Below are 15946 nucleotides of genomic sequence, written 5' to 3'. Positions count from 1 at the left end.
TTAATGATAGGTTATTTTATGTAAGTTTTACTGACTCGGCGTGTTAAACCACACAATAACGAATATGAAATAGTTTCTGAGCAGTTAGCTACCTCAGTTACTGAAATGTTATCACCCCATAACTCCACATCAAATCCAATGCAGTCTTGTTGCTCAAACATGGATAAATCTACCATAACCATATCCATTGAAACACGACCTAATATTTGACTCTTTTTACCATTGATAAAAACAGGCGTACCATTTTCTGCATGCCTAGGGTATCCATCAGCATAACCAATTGATACTGTACCTATTTTTGTTGCCGTTTTAGCAGTCCATAAACCGTTATAACCAACACTTTCATCTTTATTGATCGTGCGCTGAGAAATAACTTTTGCTTTAAATGTCATCGCAGGGATTAAAGGGCTCGCTAATTCATCATCGTCGATAGGGGATGAACCATAAATAATAATGCCTGGACGCACCCATTGGTTTCTACCTTTGACAGCTTTTGTCAATACAGCTGATGAATTAGCAATACTAATTTCACCAGGTAATTCACCAATCGTGTTTATAAACAACTCTGTTTGTTTTTTAGTTAATGGCGAGCTTAAATCATCAGCAGATGAAAAGTGACTCATGTGGGTGATACTAGCAACTTGCTCTAACTTAGATAGTTGTTGCCACGCATCTGCATATTCTTCAGGTAAAAAACCTAATCGATGCATACCTGAGTCCATTTTTAACCAAACATTAACTGGTTGCTTAAGCTTTGCTGCTTTTAATGCATCAAGTTGATGTTGGTTATGTATTGCACACCATAAATTATTTTCACTGATGTATTCTAATTCGTCTGCTGTGAAAAAACCTTCCAATAATAAGATAGGTTGTTTAATACCTGCATCACGCAATTCGATTGCTTCTTCAATACATGCGACACCAAATGCATCCGCTACATCAGTTAAAGCGTTAGCGACTTCAATTGCGCCGTGACCATAAGCATTCGCTTTAATAGTTGCAATTGCTTTAGCAGGTGCAGCAAGTGATTTTGAATGTAAATAGTTTTGTTTAATCGCGTTTAAGTTAATAATCGCTGTTGCTGTTCTAGCCATTTGTCTCCCCTAACGTGCGTAACGATCAGCTGATAAGCCAGAATCATCAATATCCGGTGTTTTATCATTAATAACATCACTTACAAATTTTGCTGAACCTAAAGACATTGTCCAACCGAGTGTGCCGTGACCTGTATTAAGGAATAAGTTATCAATATTTGTTTTACCTAAGATTGGCGTGCCATCCGGTGTCATTGCTCTTAAACCAGTCCAGAATTCAGCTTTAGTTAAATCTGTTGCATGAGGGAATAAATCCGCAATAGAGAACTCAATATTTTTACGACGTTTTTCTAATAACGCTAAGTTATAAGAGCTAATTTCAGCGGTTCCACCAACTCGAATACGATCGCCTAAACGCGTGATTGCCACTTTGTAAGTTTCATCCATTACGGTTGATTCTGGTGCTGCTGAATAGTCTTGAATTGGGATAGTAAGAGAATAGCCTTTAATAGGGTACACAGGCACTCTGATATTAAGGTTTGCAAGCATGTGCGTAGAATAAGAGCCTAAAGCCATTAAATAAGCATCTGCAGTAAGTTCACCTTTGCTGGTAGAAACACTGACAATTTCGCTACCTTGCTTATTGATTTTCTCAATGTTGGTATCCATTACAAACTTAACACCTAAGCCTTCACACGCTTTAGCTAATTCAGTAACGAACATATGACAATCGCCTGTTTCATCATTTGGTAAGTGAATGCCACCTACGATTTTATCAATCGTATGATGAAGTGCAGGTTCATAACCTAAACAGTCTTCAGCCGTTAGTATTTTATGTTCAACACCACATTCTTTTAATACTTCAATGTCTTTTTTAGAGCTCTTTACTTGGCTTTCAGTACGGAATACTTGCAATGTACCTTGCGTTCTATGATTGTATTCAATATTAATTTCTTTTCTAAGTTCTCTTAAACAATTTCGGCTATATTCTGCCACTCTCATCATTCGAGCTTTATTGATGTGATAATCTTTAGTATTACAGTTTGCGACCATTTTAGTCATCCAAACTAACGTTTCCGTGTCTAGATCTTTAATGCTAATTTTTAATGGTGCAAGTTCTTGCATTAACCATTTCATTGCTTTAACTGGAATACCTGGCGCTGCCCAAGGTGCAGAATATCCTGGGGATATTTGACCGGCATTGGCAAAACTCGTTTCATTAGCAACACTCGATTGTCTGTCAACTACAGTGACATCATGTCCAGACTTAGCTAAATACCAAGCACTCGTTACGCCTATTACACCAGAACCTAATATTAAAACTTTCATTTTTATCCCAAAATAATCATCAATTCGAAAATACATCATAGATGATATTCACAATTATTAATGATTGTATTTACAATTGTTTCAGCATAAAAAGCTGTAATAAAACAAAAATCAGTATTTTAATCTATAAAAGGCAGTAGAACTAGAATCTTAGACAATATTTAACCAATATAAAATCATAATAGAAACAGTAAAATAACATTAAATAAACATAGGTAATAAGATTGTGTTATTTATGTTGATGGTGACTTAAAGAAGGCTTTAATGATAGGGGCGTCGTTATAAAAATGAGACTTTGTGGTAATGGTTAGGGGCGAATAACTAACGTCGATACATTCGCTTTATATATGAAGTATTGAATATTAAATGACATGACATAAGACGGCTATGTTTGATTTTACTTTGCCTTTAAAGCTATCAATAATTATTTAGCGCCATTTAACTTAATAGTTACTTTTAACTTGTGCAGATACCTGCTTTTAATAACAGCTTCTGATGTATAACAGAGAGGCAGATATTTAAGTCAATATCAGTTTCAAAGCTCAAGCTCAAAGTTTCATGGGGTAATAGCATCGTTAAAGTGATGTCGAAATCACAATAATCAAGGAGAACGTTAAATGGCTTTTCAAGTGCTTAATCATTCGGTCGTATTAGTCACTGGTGGGTCTCGAGGTATTGGAGCCGCCACTGCAAAACACCTTGCTAATTTAGGTTATGCCGTTTGTGTTAATTATATTTCAAATCAAACGGAAGCCAATCACGTTGTGTCAGATATCGAAAAACAAGGCGGTAAAGCCATTGCAGTACAAGCCGATGTTTCAAATGAAAATGATGTTATTCGTCTTTTTAACACACTCGATAATACTTTGGGCTCAGTGACTCATTTAGTGAATAATGCAGGTGTTTTATTACCGCAGATGCGTGTTGCTGATATGTCAGCTGAACGAATTAATAAAGTACTAATGACCAATGTAACCAGCTATTTTTTATGTTGCAGAGAAGCGATTAAACGGATGAAAAATGGCGGGGCAATTGTTAATGTTTCTTCCGCTGCATCAAGGTTATACCAATGGAATTAAATAAGTGATCAGAGATTGCGCAGTAAAAATTAACACTAATAAGGCGTGAGTTGTAGGAGATAGTTGTTCTCACTTCAAAACTCACAACGCAGTTAGGGGTGATTTTAACCAGCAAGAATGATCACCTTATTAATTCTTTTGGTATTAGGTTCTCCTTTTGAATATGTTGACTATGCTGCATCGAAAGGGGCAATAGATACTTTAACCACCGGGTTATCACTTGAAGTGGCGAAAGATAATATTCGCGTTAATTGTGTACGTCCAGGATTTATTGATACAACTATGCACGCTGACGGTGGAGAAGCAGATCGTATCGAACGTGTTAAACATTTAATCCCGCTTCAACAAGGTGGTCGGCCAGAAGAGGTTGCTGCATCAATTGCATTTCTGTTATCACATGACGCATCTTATATTACTGGAACCTTTATTGATTTAGCAGGAGGTAAATAGGCGATTAATAGTTAATAGGGAAAGTAAGTAGGAAGAGGGAGTAGGGTTAATGTCGAGGCTTTTAAATAAAAAATCCGATGTATTAACGACATCGGATTTCTATTTACACAATAATTAAAGAGTTTCCAGAGATATTACTCAGACTCTTTGTTAGTCTCTACTTCTGTTTTTTCTTTGTCTTTTGGTAGGTACTTATAAATATAAACACCACTGAATAGGGTGAACACTAATGTCGCTCCCATTAATCCAAAGACTTTAAAGTTTACCCATACTTCTTGAGGCAAACTAAATGCGACATAGATATTAAGTAAACTAAGTGCAATAAAGAAAAGAGCCCAAGCAATATTTAAATTACTCCAGACTTTATCAGGCAAGGTGATTTCTTTACCTAGCATCTGTTTAATGATTGGCTTTTTAAAGATGAATTGACTTGCTAACAGTGCAACTGCAAACAATGCATAGATGAAGGTGACTTTCCATTTGATAAACACATCATCGTGTAAGATCAATGTTAATGTACCGAACACAAAAACCATTATAAAGGTAATTACTTGCATTTTTTCAACTTTACGGTGCTTAAAATAGTTATAAGCAAGTAATAAACCTGTGGTTACGATTAATGATCCTGTTGCCGCATAAATGTCGACCATTTTATAAACGGCAAAAAAGATTATTAACGGTATAAATTCAAGCAATTGTTTCATGAAACTCTCTTCTTTAAAGTGAATAGGTTATTTAATCGTTGCTGCTTTCATTGCGCTGATAAAGTCAGACATTTCGGCTTTCATTTTATCTGGGTTATCAAGGTTACGTTCAATCACTTTAACCACTGCTGAGCCTGAAATAGCACCCGCTGCACCAGATTTAATAGCATTCGCAACTTGCTCTGGTTGTGAAATACCAAACCCTAACAATGAAGGTGGAGCATTATACTCACCTAATGTTTCAAGCATATGTTCAACAGGCATACCTGCTTTTGCATCAGCGCCAGTCACACCTGCACGGCTTAGTAGATAAGTGTAACCTTGTCCGTATTCTGCTACTTGTTTTAATGTTGCTTTATCGCCATTAGGCGGTGCAATAAATATTTGTTGTAAACCAAATTTTTCAGCGGCTGCTCGATACGGTGCACTTTCGTGTAGAGGTACGTCTGCGATTAAAATAGAATCAACACCTGCTTCTTTGCAACGTTGGTAAAAGTTTTCAATACCGTTACGAAACACCAAGTTTACATATAACAATAAACCAATTGGCACTTCAGGGTATTCAGCACGAACTTCTTTAATGATTTCAAAACAAACCTGCGGTGTTGTGCCTGCTTCTAATGCGCGAATTGATGCATCTTGAATAACAGTACCGTCAGCCACTGGATCCGAAAATGGAATACCTAACTCTAAAGCATCTGCACCCGCTTCGACAAGTGTCTTGATGATACTTAAAGATTGATCACGGTTTGGATCGCCAATAGTTACAAAAGGAACAAATGCCCCTTCATTTTTAGCGGCTAAACGTTCAAATAATTGTGCATAACGCTGTGTCTGTAGATCATGTGCCATTAGATTAGACCTCTTTTTTCGAAAATATCAGCGACAGTGAAGATATCTTTATCACCTCGTCCAGATAGATTAACAATAATCACTTGTTCTTTATCATCTTGTTCAATAATTTTTAGTGCGTGTGCTATTGCATGGGCAGACTCTAAAGCTGGGATGATACCTTCTTGTTCCGCGAGTGCTTTAAATGCCATTAACGCTTCATCATCAGTAGCGTTCACATACTGTGCTCGACCTGTTTTTGCTAAATGAGCGTGTTGAGGTCCAACAGATGGAAAATCAAGCCCCGCTGAAATTGAATATGACTCTTGAATTTGACCTTGTTCATCTTGCATCATTAATGATTTCATACCGAAGAAGATGCCGTCAGTACCACACGCAATAGGACAGCCATGCTCACCTGTTTCAATACCGTGGCCTCCTGGTTCAACACCAATCAACTCAACCCCTTCGTCATCAATAAAGTCGCTGAAAATACCAATAGCATTTGAGCCACCACCAACACAAGCAATGATTTTGTCAGGCAAAATACCTTCTTTACGTAGACATTGAATTTTTGCTTCTTCACCAATCACTTTTTGATATTCACGCACAATTGTTGGGAATGGGTGAGGGCCAGCTGCAGTGCCTAATAAATAATGTGATGTATCGTAACTACCAGCCCAGTCACGCAATGCTTCATTACAAGCGTCTTTTAAGGTTGCAGAACCCGATGTTACTTGAATAACTTCTGCGCCCATTAAGCGCATTCTAAACATGTTTGGCTTTTGGCGTTCACAATCTACTGCGCCCATGTAAATACGGCATTTTAGCCCTAGTAATGCACAAGCTAACGCCGTTGCAACACCGTGTTGACCTGCGCCCGTTTCTGCGATGATTTCTGTTTTACCCATGCGTTTAGCTAATAAAGCTTGGCCTAAAACTTGGTTCGTTTTATGTGCACCACCGTGTAATAAATCCTCACGTTTAAGGTAGAGTTTTGTTTTTTTACCTTTGGTTAAATTACGGCATAACGTTAATGGAGTAGGGCGGCCAGCATACTCAGTTAATAACTCTTGTAATTCAGCATTAAAAGCATCGTCTGTTTGTGCTTTTAAAAATTCAGCTTCTAGTTGTTGTAATGCTGGGACCAATATTTGTGGTACGTACATACCACCAAAGTCACCAAAATAAGCGTCTAACGTTTTCATGTTTTTTTACCTTATAATGCGTTTATTACTGTATGTTTCTTACTATGAGCCATGCTTATGTCTTCATGACTATCGCTTCATGCCTATCGTTTCATGTAACGACGTATTGCTGAGAAACTACGATTTAATTTGTCTGCGTCTTTTTTACCTGGGGCAGATTCCACACCTGAATTAAAGTCTAATCCTGCACAGCCTATTAACGCTGCTTGTTGTGCATTTTCAGGTGTTAAACCACCGGCTAATATGATTTTACTTTTATCAATATCGAGTAATTTATCTTGTTGTGCAGTAAGCAGTGACCAATCAAATACTTTACCTGTTCCACCACTTTGTGTGCCAACACGCGTATCTAATATATGTTTACTGACATTATATTTTTCAAATTCTGGCAAGCTATCACTGATTCCGTGTGCTTTCCAAATTTCACAGTTTTTAGGTAGTACTGTTAACAATTCTTTAATATATTTTGGTGTTTCATCACCATGTAATTGCACTGCGCTTAATCCTAGGCTTTTAGCGGTATAGGCAATTAACTCTATCTCTTCATTTTGAAAAACGCCAACGTACATTAGTGGTGCGCCTAGCATGACTAAACGAGCTTGTTCCAATGCAACAAAACGAGGTGATTTTTCAACAAAAATTAAGCCGCCATAGACTGCACCTGCTTTATGAACGTCTGCTGCATCACGTGCATGAGTTAAGCCACACACTTTGTTTTCGCCTAAAATAAGTTGTCTACAAGCTCGGTCAATATTGGGTTGAGACATAATAGAGCTACCGACTAAAAATCCATTCGCAAATTGACTTAGTTCTTTCACTTGCTGGTGGTTGTAAATGCCTGATTCCGAAATGACGATACGGTCTGCAGGGATTTTTACTGCTAGCTCTTTAGTACGGTTTAAATCGATACTAAGATCACGTAAGTCTCTATTGTTAATGCCAATTACTTTAGCGTTGAGTGCTATTGCTCGAACCAATTCATGTTCATTACTAACTTCAGTTAATACGCCCATATTTAAGCTGTGTGCCGTATCACGATAAGCTTGGTAAGCGTCATCATCTAATACTGACAACATCAGTAAAATTGCATCTGCTTTGTAATAACGTGCTAAGTAAATTTGGTAAGGGTCAACAATGAAATCTTTACAGATAACAGGTTGAGTAACTTGCTCACGTACTTTATTAATGTACTCAAAGTCGCCTTGAAAGTACTTTGTATCGGTCAATACTGAAATAGCCGATGCGTAGTTTTTATAAACGCCTGCTATTAAGTCTAAATCGAAATCTTCACGTATTAGGCCTTTTGACGGAGAGGCTTTTTTACATTCAAGAATAAAGACGCTTTTGTCTTGATCTAGTGCTTGGTAAAAGTGGCGATCGCTTTCTACTAGTTCGTCTTTAAATTTAATTAAAGGTTGCTGTTGTTTTCTTTCTTCAACCCATAGCAACTTGTCATCAACAATTTTGCCTAAAATAGTATCTTGTAAACTTTGATCGTTAAGCATTGCTTTGCTCCGCAAGTTGTTTTAATAGTGAGAGAGGTTGACCTGATTGCATGCTTGCTAATGCCATTGCTGTACCTTGTTTAAAGTTATCTGCTTTACCATTTAGTACTAATAGTGCAGATACGTTAATTGCTACAGCCGCTTGTTGAGCAGCCGTACCTTTACCTTGTAAAATTTGTTCAATGATGACTTTATTCTCTTCTGGTGTACCACCAAAAATACTTTCAACAGGGTAGTAATCAACGCCGAAGTCTTCCGGTGTTAACGTGTACTCTGTTATTTCATCGTTATGTAATTCAGCGACCTGAGTGCTACCATGTAAAGCCACTTCATCTAAACCACTGCCATACACGACCATGACACGTTTCATGCCTAATTGTTGGTGTACTTTTGCAATGGGTAGTAATAATTCTGGTGCATAAACGCCCATCAATTCAAAATCAGGACGCGCCGGATTAACCAATGGACCGAGCACATTGAATATTGAACGTGTTTTTAATGCTGCTCGAACGGGCGCTGCAAAACGCATTCCTGCGTGGTAATTGGGTGCAAAAATGAAACAGACATTTAAGTCGTCTAAACATTGGCGTGCTGTTTCTGGTGACATATCTAAGTTAATGCCAAAAGCCGCTAATAAATCAGAAGAGCCAGATTTGCTTGAAACACTACGGCTGCCGTGTTTACAGACTTTAACACCACAGGCTGCTGCGACAAATGCGCTCGCTGTTGAAATGTTAATGGTGCCTAGACCATCTCCGCCTGTGCCAACGATATCTGTAAAAGGATAATCAGGACGCGGAAACTTTTTAGCTTGCGCTAAGAGTGCTTTGGCTGCCCCTGTTATTTCAGTCGGTGTTTCACCTTTTATTTTTAGTGCCGTTAAGACTGACCCTAATACGATGGGATCGATTTCGCCTGAAACAACTTGTTCAAAAAAGGCCTGACTTTGTTGCTCGCTGAGCCCTTCACCTTGATAAAGCTTTTCTAAGGTCGGTTGTACATCATATTGGCTCATTATTTATTCTCCGTTTCAGTCAGTAAGTTGAGACTGTTTTCTAAAAGCTGTGCACCTTCACAAGTTAAAATGGATTCAGGATGAAATTGAAAACCGATCACCTTATCTTGTTGGTGGTAAATCGACATACACATACCGTTATATTGTGCCACGATTTCCAGTGAAGCGGGAACTGATGTGCCCACTAAAGAATGATAACGTGCCACAGAAAGTGGTTGTGATAATCCAGTGAACATTTTGTCAGCACAGTGTTCAATTAAAGATGATTTGCCATGTTGTATTTCATCTGCTTGGCCAACAACTCCACCATATTGTTCTATTAATGCTTGATGGCCTAAACATATTCCTAAAATAGGTACTTGGCCTTTACATAAGGTGATTAAATCGATCATACAACCAGCAGCACTTGGTGTTCCTGGACCTGGTGATAACACTAAAACAACTTCACCTTCACAAGCATCAATGTGTGCTTTAATTTGTTCTGCGCTCTGATTATTACGATAAATCTTAACGGGATAACCTGCGGTTTTAAATTGATCCACTAAGTTGTAAGTAAATGAGTCAAAGTTATCAAGAAAAAATAAGGTCGCTTTAGGCGTTTGGTTGATTTTATTAGTTTGAGTTGTCATGACCTTATTCTCCTTGCTTAGCGGCAGTGTCGTTAACTGCTGACGTTACTTTAGTTGACGTTACGTTAGCTAACGTTGTTCCGTGAGCTAATGCGACTGCATTTAATACAGCAGCGGCTTTGCTTCGTGTTTCATCTGCCTCAAGCTGAGGGACTGAATCATAAACAACACCTGCACCTGCTTGTGCTTGTGCAATACCATCTTTTACAAAAGCAGAGCGAATAACGATACAGCTATCCATATCACCATTGCCGTTAATGTAACCAACGGCGCCGCCATAACTACCTCGACGCTTTTTCTCTACTTTTCGGACGAGATTTGAAGCACTTATTTTTGGTGCGCCTACTAATGTACCCATGTTCATACAAGCTTGGTAAGCGTGTAGCGCATCTAAGTCACTGCGTAATTTACCTACAACACGTGACACCAAGTGCATAACATGACTGTAACGGTCAACTTGTAATAGTTCAGCAACGTGGCGTGTACCAGGTTCACTAATACGTGCAACATCATTACGTGCTAAATCAACTAACATAAGATGTTCAGAAGTTTCTTTTTTATCTAAACGTAACTCTAATTCTAAGCGACCATCTAAATCTTTATTAATAGTGCCATCTTTATTAAAACCACGGCGACGCGTGCCTGCGATAGGGTAAATTTCAACATCTTGTGTTTCTTGTGTAAATTTAATTGCGCTCTCTGGTGAGGCTCCAAATAAGATGAAATCACTGTCCTTTAAATAAAACATATAAGGACTTGGGTTGGTTTCTTTTAGTTTTTGGTAAGCTGAAATTGGGTCTGGACAAGGTAAAGAGAAGCTACGAGAAGGTACCACTTGGAAAATGTCACCTTTAACAATATTGGTTTTAAGTTGTTCTACAATGGCACAATATTCAGCATCTGATACATCAACTGAGACCTTAGCATCAATGGTTATTTGCTGATTAATTGGAGCGATGAAGTTATCACATAGGCCTTGTAATTCAGTAATGCGCTGGGTAATTCTAAGTTCGCTTTCATCTGAATATAACCCACCAAAAATGCTGCCTAATATTTCACCTTGTTGAGTTTGATGATCGTGAATCATTAATGTTTCTGCTACATAAAAAACATAGTCGGGTGTGGTGTTTTCACCATCAGGCACTTCTATTAATTGTTCAAAAGTAGCAATAAAGTCATAGGCAAATACACCGCCTAAAAATAAAGCTTCTGAATGTGCAGAGCGTTTTTTGATACGGTCAACTAAACAACGTATGGCATCCATCGGAGAAGCTGATTTTAAACGCTGGTCCTCGTCGCCACTAGTATCAGATTGTGGGAAAGTGAGTTGTAATTGGCTTGGTGTTTGACCAGTAATGAGCTGTGTTGAAAATTTTGGTGCAATGAAGGTGAGAAGATCTTTACCGTTATCGGTTAATGCTTCTAGTGTGACCACTAAACCGTGGCAAGTCAGTTTCAAACAGGCATCAACCAGTAGCAAACTTTTTAAGTGTTCTTTACTTTCAATCTCTGCTGAGTCGAACAGTAAATGATGGTCGCTATCTGCACTGATTTGTTGAAATAATCCTAGTGAATCTTGGATGTAACTGCAGGGTGCTTCAATGGTTTTTAATACGCCAATTGGGTGTAGAGTATTCATGTTTAAGTCCTTAATAATATTATGAGCAAATGGGTTTTATTGTTGTTTTATTTGCCATCGCCAATTAAAGACTGTGTATAAAATGGTCATTGTCGCCTACCTGTTTATTTTTTGTTTGTTCCAAATATGAAAAAAGCCCGCAATATGCGAGCTTTAAAATTGGTTTTCTGGGAAAATTAAATATACAAAAACCTCATTGCTCGCTTATGAGAATGAGTGCCACCAAGAATCTTTAAGAGTAATTGTATTAAAAATCATATATTATGCGTCCCGTATTAATTAGGACTTATTTTTTTGCATTCTGGTCCTAATGTCAAGGTTATTTTTAGGATATTCATGTTAATCGATCTTCATTCTCACACGAAAGCCTCAGATGGACAACTCACACCCAGCGAATTAGTGCAACGTGCTGAAAACAGACAAGTTCATTTATTAGCCATTACTGATCACGACACGGTCGATGGATTAGTTGAAGCGACACAGTATATTCAAGACAATGATTTAAAACTGCAATTAATTAATGGTATTGAAGTGACCACTAATTGGTTGAATCACGAAATCCATGTGGTTGGATTAAATATCGATCCTACACATCCTGCATTAGTCGAGTTAATTGAAATTCAGAAAGATAAACGTGAGCAGCGTGCTATTGAAATGGGCAGACGTTTAGCGAAAGCTAATATAGAGAATGTCTATGAAGGGGCAAAGGCCTTAGCGGGTGATGGTGCCATTACACGAGCTCATTTTGCTCGGTATCTCGTTGAGATTGGTGTTGCTCCTACTTTCCCTAAAGTATTCGATAAATACTTAAGCCGTGGTAATACCGGTTATGTTCCTCATGATTGGGTCGATTTAGCTGATGCGATAGCTGTCATTCATGCCGCTGGTGGTCAAGCAATACTCGCTCACCCAGATGCTTACAGCTTATCGAATAAATGGTTAAGAAAATTATTAATCACCTTTAAAGCCGCCGATGGCGATGCAATGGAAGTGGCTATCGGACAGCAATCACCACAAATGCGCTTACAACTAGGGATGTGGAGTAAAGAATATGGCTTAATGGCTTCACAGGGGAGTGACTTTCATTTTGTTGGACGTTGGCGTGATTTAGGAAAAAGTTTATTTTTACCTGATATTTGCCAGCCAATTTGGCATAATTGGCCTGCTTGCCAATCGGCTTGATTAAGTAACGTATTTTTATAAAAGATAAGCACAGCCATCATTAACAGTAGAAGAGAATTATGAGTCAGTTTTTTTATGTTCACCCTGAAAACCCACAAAAGCGTTTGATGAAACAGGCTGCTGAAATAATCGAGAAAGGTGGAGTAATTATTTATCCTACCGATTCTGGTTATGCATTAGGTTGTGCAATCGATGATAAAAATGCGTTAGAACGTATTTGCCATATAAGAAAAATAGATAAGAAGCATAATTTCACGTTAGTGTGTAAAGATCTTGCTGAAATTGCAGTCTACGCACGCGTTGATAATAGTGCTTATCGTATGTTGAAAAGTAATACGCCTGGGCCGTATACCTTTATTTTTAAATCGACTAAAGATTTACCTAAACGTTTAATGAACCCAAGCAAACGTACTATTGGTATTCGTATTCCAGATAATGCAATTGCATTAGCGTTATTAGAAGAGTTAACAACGCCGTTAATGACAACCAGTCTTATTTTACCTGGCAAAACCAGTACAGAATTTGATCCTGAAGAGATTAGAGACCTATTAGAGAATCAAGTTGATTTGATTCTTAATGGTGGATATCTCGGGGAGTCACCAACGACCGTGATTGATTTATCTGATGATGAAGTCGTTATCGTCAGAGAAGGAGCGGGCGATTTAAGCCCATTCCAATAAAAATTGAAAAAACTGTTTAATTTAAGATTGAATGGTCATTTCTAGATAAGTCGCTAGCAACACCGTTAGCAAAGTAAGTAACAAAAATGAAAATGTATGCACAGTCGCTTTTATGTTTAGCGTAGTAAAAAGTGCAGTTGGCATAATGTGAATTACCCAAAGGAAAAGAAAATGAGTGAAAAATTACAAAAAGTATTAGCCCGTGCTGGATTAGGTTCTCGCCGTAAAATGGAAACAGTGATTGCAGAAGGACGTGTAAGTCTTGATGGTAAAATTGTTGAGTTAGGTGAACGCGTAACACAAGAACAAGTTATTCGTGTTGATGGACATGTTGTAAAATACCAAGCAGCAGAGAGTGTTGTATGTCGTATTTTAGCTTACAACAAACCAGAAGGTGAAGTTTGTACTCGTAGTGATGAAGAAGGGCGTAAAACCGTATTTGATCGTTTACCTGTCTTAAAAGGTTCACGTTGGATCTCTATCGGTCGTTTGGATATTAATACATCAGGGTTATTACTGTTTACAACAGATGGTGAATTCGCTAATAAAATGATGCACCCAAGTCAGCAAGTTGAACGTGAATATGCTGTACGTGTTTTTGGTGATGTAACAGAAGCTATTCTAAACCGTTTACGCATGGGCGTGCAACTTGAAGATGGTGAAGCAAAATTCTTAGATATTAAAGAACATGGCGGCGAAGGTATTAACCGTTGGTTCCATGTTGTATTGACTGAAGGTCGTACTCGTGAAGTACGTCGTTTATGGGAAAGCCAAGGTCTTCAGGTTAGCCGTTTAATGCGTGTGCGTTACGGTAATATTATTCTAAATAATCAATTACCACAGGGCGGTTGGCAGGAACTCACATTAAAAGAAGTAAATTATTTACGTAAATTAGTGGACATGCCACGTGAAACAGAGACTAAAGTCCGTGTTGAAACCAATAAAGTGACTAACCCTCAAGCGAGAATTCGTCGTGCGGTTAAGAAACATAATCAACATCGTAAAGCCGGCGAACGTCGTCGTGTTACTCGAACAAGAAGCTAGGTTTTTAAATTATCACGCTATTATGTTAGGTGTTTTATCCATAAAAGAGTGATAAAGTAGATTTAAATCAAGTAAATGTATTCATTAAGTGAGGGATTATGATTAAAAAATGTTTATTTCCAGCAGCAGGTTACGGTACGCGTTTTCTTCCTGCAACTAAGTCTATGCCAAAAGAGATGATGCCGCTTGTTAACAAACCTTTGATTGAATTTGGGGTTGATGAAGCAATTGAAGCTGGCATGACGGGTATGGGTATTGTGGTTGGACGAGGTAAGCATTCTATCTCTGATCATTTTGACCATAACTATGAATTAGAAAAAGAAATCAGTGGCACGCCAAAAGAAGAAAAGTTAAAAGATATTCGTAAAATTATGGATACAGCAACGTTCTCTTTCATCCGTCAACGTCAGATGAAAGGTTTAGGGCATGCTATTTTGGTAGGTCAAGAGTTGATCGGCGATCAACCATTTGCTGTCGTATTAGCTGATGACTTGTGTATTAATCAAGAAGGTGATGGCGTATTAAAGCAGATGGTTGCTTTATATGAACAATTCCGTTGTTCAATTGTTGCTGTTGAAGAAGTGCCTGAAGATGAAATTCATAAATATGGTGTAATCAAAGGTTCTGTTATCAGAGATGATATTTATCGTGTTGATGATATGGTTGAGAAACCAGCGCCAGGTACAGCACCAAGTAACCTTGCCATTATTGGCCGTTATATTTTAACTCCAGATATCTTTGATATTTTGAAAAACACAAAACCAGGCAAAGCAGGTGAAATACAAATTACCGATGCGCTATTAGCACAAGCTAAATCTGGTTGTGTATTGGCTTATAAATTCAAAGGTAAACGTTTTGATTGCGGTAGTGTACCTGGTTACATAGAAGCGACAAATTTTGTTTATGAAAATTTATACGAAGAATAAGCATCTTGAATTCAAGTGATAAGTGCAATCGCTTATTTATCTAAAACAGTTCACTAACCGAACGGTTTTTTTTTGCCTTTTTTATATATTAAGGCGATTTAGTGATTGCTTGTTATTTTTGCTTATCTTCCTTCGTGTTCTTCGTACAGCGCAGCGGCTTCGTGGTCGTTTTTTATTTTTGAAACCTTTTTAAATAAAAAGACGAATTAACCATGAAGACTCGAAGGGAAAATAAGGTTAGATAAAAGACGTTTATTGTTTAATCGCCTTGTCATTTTTCCTTGTCTTCCTTCGTGTTCTTCGTGCAGCGCAGCGACTTCGTGGTCATTTTTTATTTTTAAAACCTTTTTAAATAAAAAGACGAATTAACCACGAAGACTCGAAGGGTAAAGAAGGTTAGAAAAAGGCGCTTATTGTTTAATCATCTTGTTATTTTTGCTTATACCAATGGAATTAAATAAGTGTTCAGAGATTGCGCAGGAAAAATTAACACGAATAAGGCGTGAGTTGTAGGAGATAGTTGTTCTCACTTCAAAACTTACAACGCAGTTAGGGGTGGTTTTAATCAGCAAGAATGATCACCTTATTAATTCTGTTGGTATTATCTTCCTTCGTGTTCTTCGTGTAGCGCAGCGACTTCGTGGTCATTTTTTATTTTTAAAACCTTTTTAAATAAAAAGACGAATTAACC

14 protein-coding genes and 1 pseudogene are annotated in these 15946 nt (G+C 37.9%); 6 read left to right on the top strand and 9 right to left on the bottom strand.

The genetic code is table 11. The features are described from left to right. Positions 1 to 11: 11 nt before the first annotated feature. Together alr and GQR59_RS11365 are read right to left on the bottom strand one after the other, a co-directional pair. Positions 12 to 1094: an alanine racemase gene (gene alr / locus GQR59_RS11370; RefSeq protein WP_160062837.1), complete on the bottom strand. Its 1083-nt coding sequence runs from the start codon at positions 1092 to 1094 to the stop codon at positions 12 to 14. A gap of 9 nt (positions 1095 to 1103) precedes the next feature. Then, the gene (locus tag GQR59_RS11365) at positions 1104 to 2363 is read right to left on the bottom strand and encodes a D-amino acid dehydrogenase (protein WP_160062835.1); all 1260 of its coding nucleotides are present in this window, start codon (positions 2361 to 2363) and stop codon (positions 1104 to 1106) included. A 617-nt stretch (positions 2364 to 2980) separates the two neighbouring features. Between GQR59_RS11365 and GQR59_RS11360 the strand changes: the two genes are divergently transcribed. Beyond that, a complete protein-coding gene (locus GQR59_RS11360; RefSeq protein ID WP_328600622.1) occupies positions 2981 to 3442 on the top strand; it encodes an SDR family NAD(P)-dependent oxidoreductase in 462 nt (153 codons plus the stop codon). Between the two features lie 147 nt (positions 3443 to 3589). Further along, positions 3590 to 3892: pseudogene (locus GQR59_RS11355) on the top strand (SDR family oxidoreductase); the annotation flags it as partial. Between the two features lie 134 nt (positions 3893 to 4026). Here the strand turns inward: GQR59_RS11355 and GQR59_RS11350 are convergent. The 7 genes from GQR59_RS11350 to GQR59_RS11320 all read right to left on the bottom strand — a co-directional run bounded on the left by GQR59_RS11350 (position 4027) and on the right by GQR59_RS11320 (position 11423). Then, the gene (locus GQR59_RS11350; RefSeq protein WP_160062831.1) at positions 4027 to 4596 is read right to left on the bottom strand and encodes a septation protein A; all 570 of its coding nucleotides are present in this window, start codon (positions 4594 to 4596) and stop codon (positions 4027 to 4029) included. A 27-nt stretch (positions 4597 to 4623) separates the two neighbouring features. Next, the gene (gene trpA / locus GQR59_RS11345; RefSeq protein WP_160062829.1) at positions 4624 to 5448 is read right to left on the bottom strand and encodes a tryptophan synthase subunit alpha; all 825 of its coding nucleotides are present in this window, start codon (positions 5446 to 5448) and stop codon (positions 4624 to 4626) included. Further along, entirely contained in the window at positions 5448 to 6635 is a 1188-nt protein-coding gene (gene trpB, locus GQR59_RS11340) for a tryptophan synthase subunit beta (RefSeq protein ID WP_160062827.1), read from the bottom strand. The genes trpA and trpB overlap by 1 nt, the downstream gene beginning before the upstream one ends. An 83-nt stretch (positions 6636 to 6718) precedes the next feature. Next, complete coding sequence (gene trpCF, locus GQR59_RS11335) at positions 6719 to 8140, bottom strand: bifunctional indole-3-glycerol-phosphate synthase TrpC/phosphoribosylanthranilate isomerase TrpF (protein WP_160062825.1); 1422 nt, start codon at positions 8138 to 8140, stop codon at positions 6719 to 6721. Next, complete coding sequence (gene trpD, locus GQR59_RS11330) at positions 8133 to 9155, bottom strand: anthranilate phosphoribosyltransferase (RefSeq protein ID WP_160062823.1); 1023 nt, start codon at positions 9153 to 9155, stop codon at positions 8133 to 8135. Before trpD ends, trpCF begins: the two co-directional genes overlap by 8 nt. Next, the gene (locus tag GQR59_RS11325) at positions 9155 to 9784 is read right to left on the bottom strand and encodes an anthranilate synthase component II (protein WP_160062821.1); all 630 of its coding nucleotides are present in this window, start codon (positions 9782 to 9784) and stop codon (positions 9155 to 9157) included. Before GQR59_RS11325 ends, trpD begins: the two co-directional genes overlap by 1 nt. Positions 9785 to 9788: 4 nt before the next feature. Then, complete coding sequence (locus GQR59_RS11320) at positions 9789 to 11423, bottom strand: anthranilate synthase component 1 (protein ID WP_160062819.1); 1635 nt, start codon at positions 11421 to 11423, stop codon at positions 9789 to 9791. 336 nt (positions 11424 to 11759) lie between these two features. Between GQR59_RS11320 and rnm the strand changes: the two genes are divergently transcribed. The 4 genes from rnm (at position 11760) to galU (ending at position 15255) form a co-directional block, all read left to right on the top strand. Further along, positions 11760 to 12605 carry an RNase RNM gene (gene rnm, locus GQR59_RS11315; protein ID WP_160062817.1) on the top strand — a complete coding sequence of 282 codons (846 nt, stop codon included), beginning with the start codon at positions 11760 to 11762 and terminating at the stop codon, positions 12603 to 12605. A 59-nt stretch (positions 12606 to 12664) separates the two neighbouring features. Continuing rightward, entirely contained in the window at positions 12665 to 13285 is a 621-nt protein-coding gene (locus GQR59_RS11310; protein WP_025562718.1) for an L-threonylcarbamoyladenylate synthase, read from the top strand. 171 nt (positions 13286 to 13456) lie between these two features. Beyond that, positions 13457 to 14329 carry a 23S rRNA pseudouridine(2605) synthase RluB gene (gene rluB, locus GQR59_RS11305; RefSeq protein WP_160062815.1) on the top strand — a complete coding sequence of 291 codons (873 nt, stop codon included), beginning with the start codon at positions 13457 to 13459 and terminating at the stop codon, positions 14327 to 14329. A gap of 98 nt (positions 14330 to 14427) precedes the next feature. Further along, positions 14428 to 15255, top strand: a complete 828-nt coding sequence (galU, locus tag GQR59_RS11300; RefSeq protein ID WP_160062813.1) for a UTP--glucose-1-phosphate uridylyltransferase GalU — start codon at positions 14428 to 14430, stop codon at positions 15253 to 15255. Positions 15256 to 15946 lie beyond the last annotated feature (691 nt).

Origin of the sequence: Psychromonas sp. L1A2 (assembly GCF_009828855.1) — a bacterium.
In the GTDB taxonomy this organism is placed as follows: Bacteria; Pseudomonadota; Gammaproteobacteria; order Enterobacterales; family Psychromonadaceae; genus Psychromonas.
Note: the sequence above shows the minus strand (reverse complement) of the source record. Positions and strands in the feature narration are given on the sequence as shown.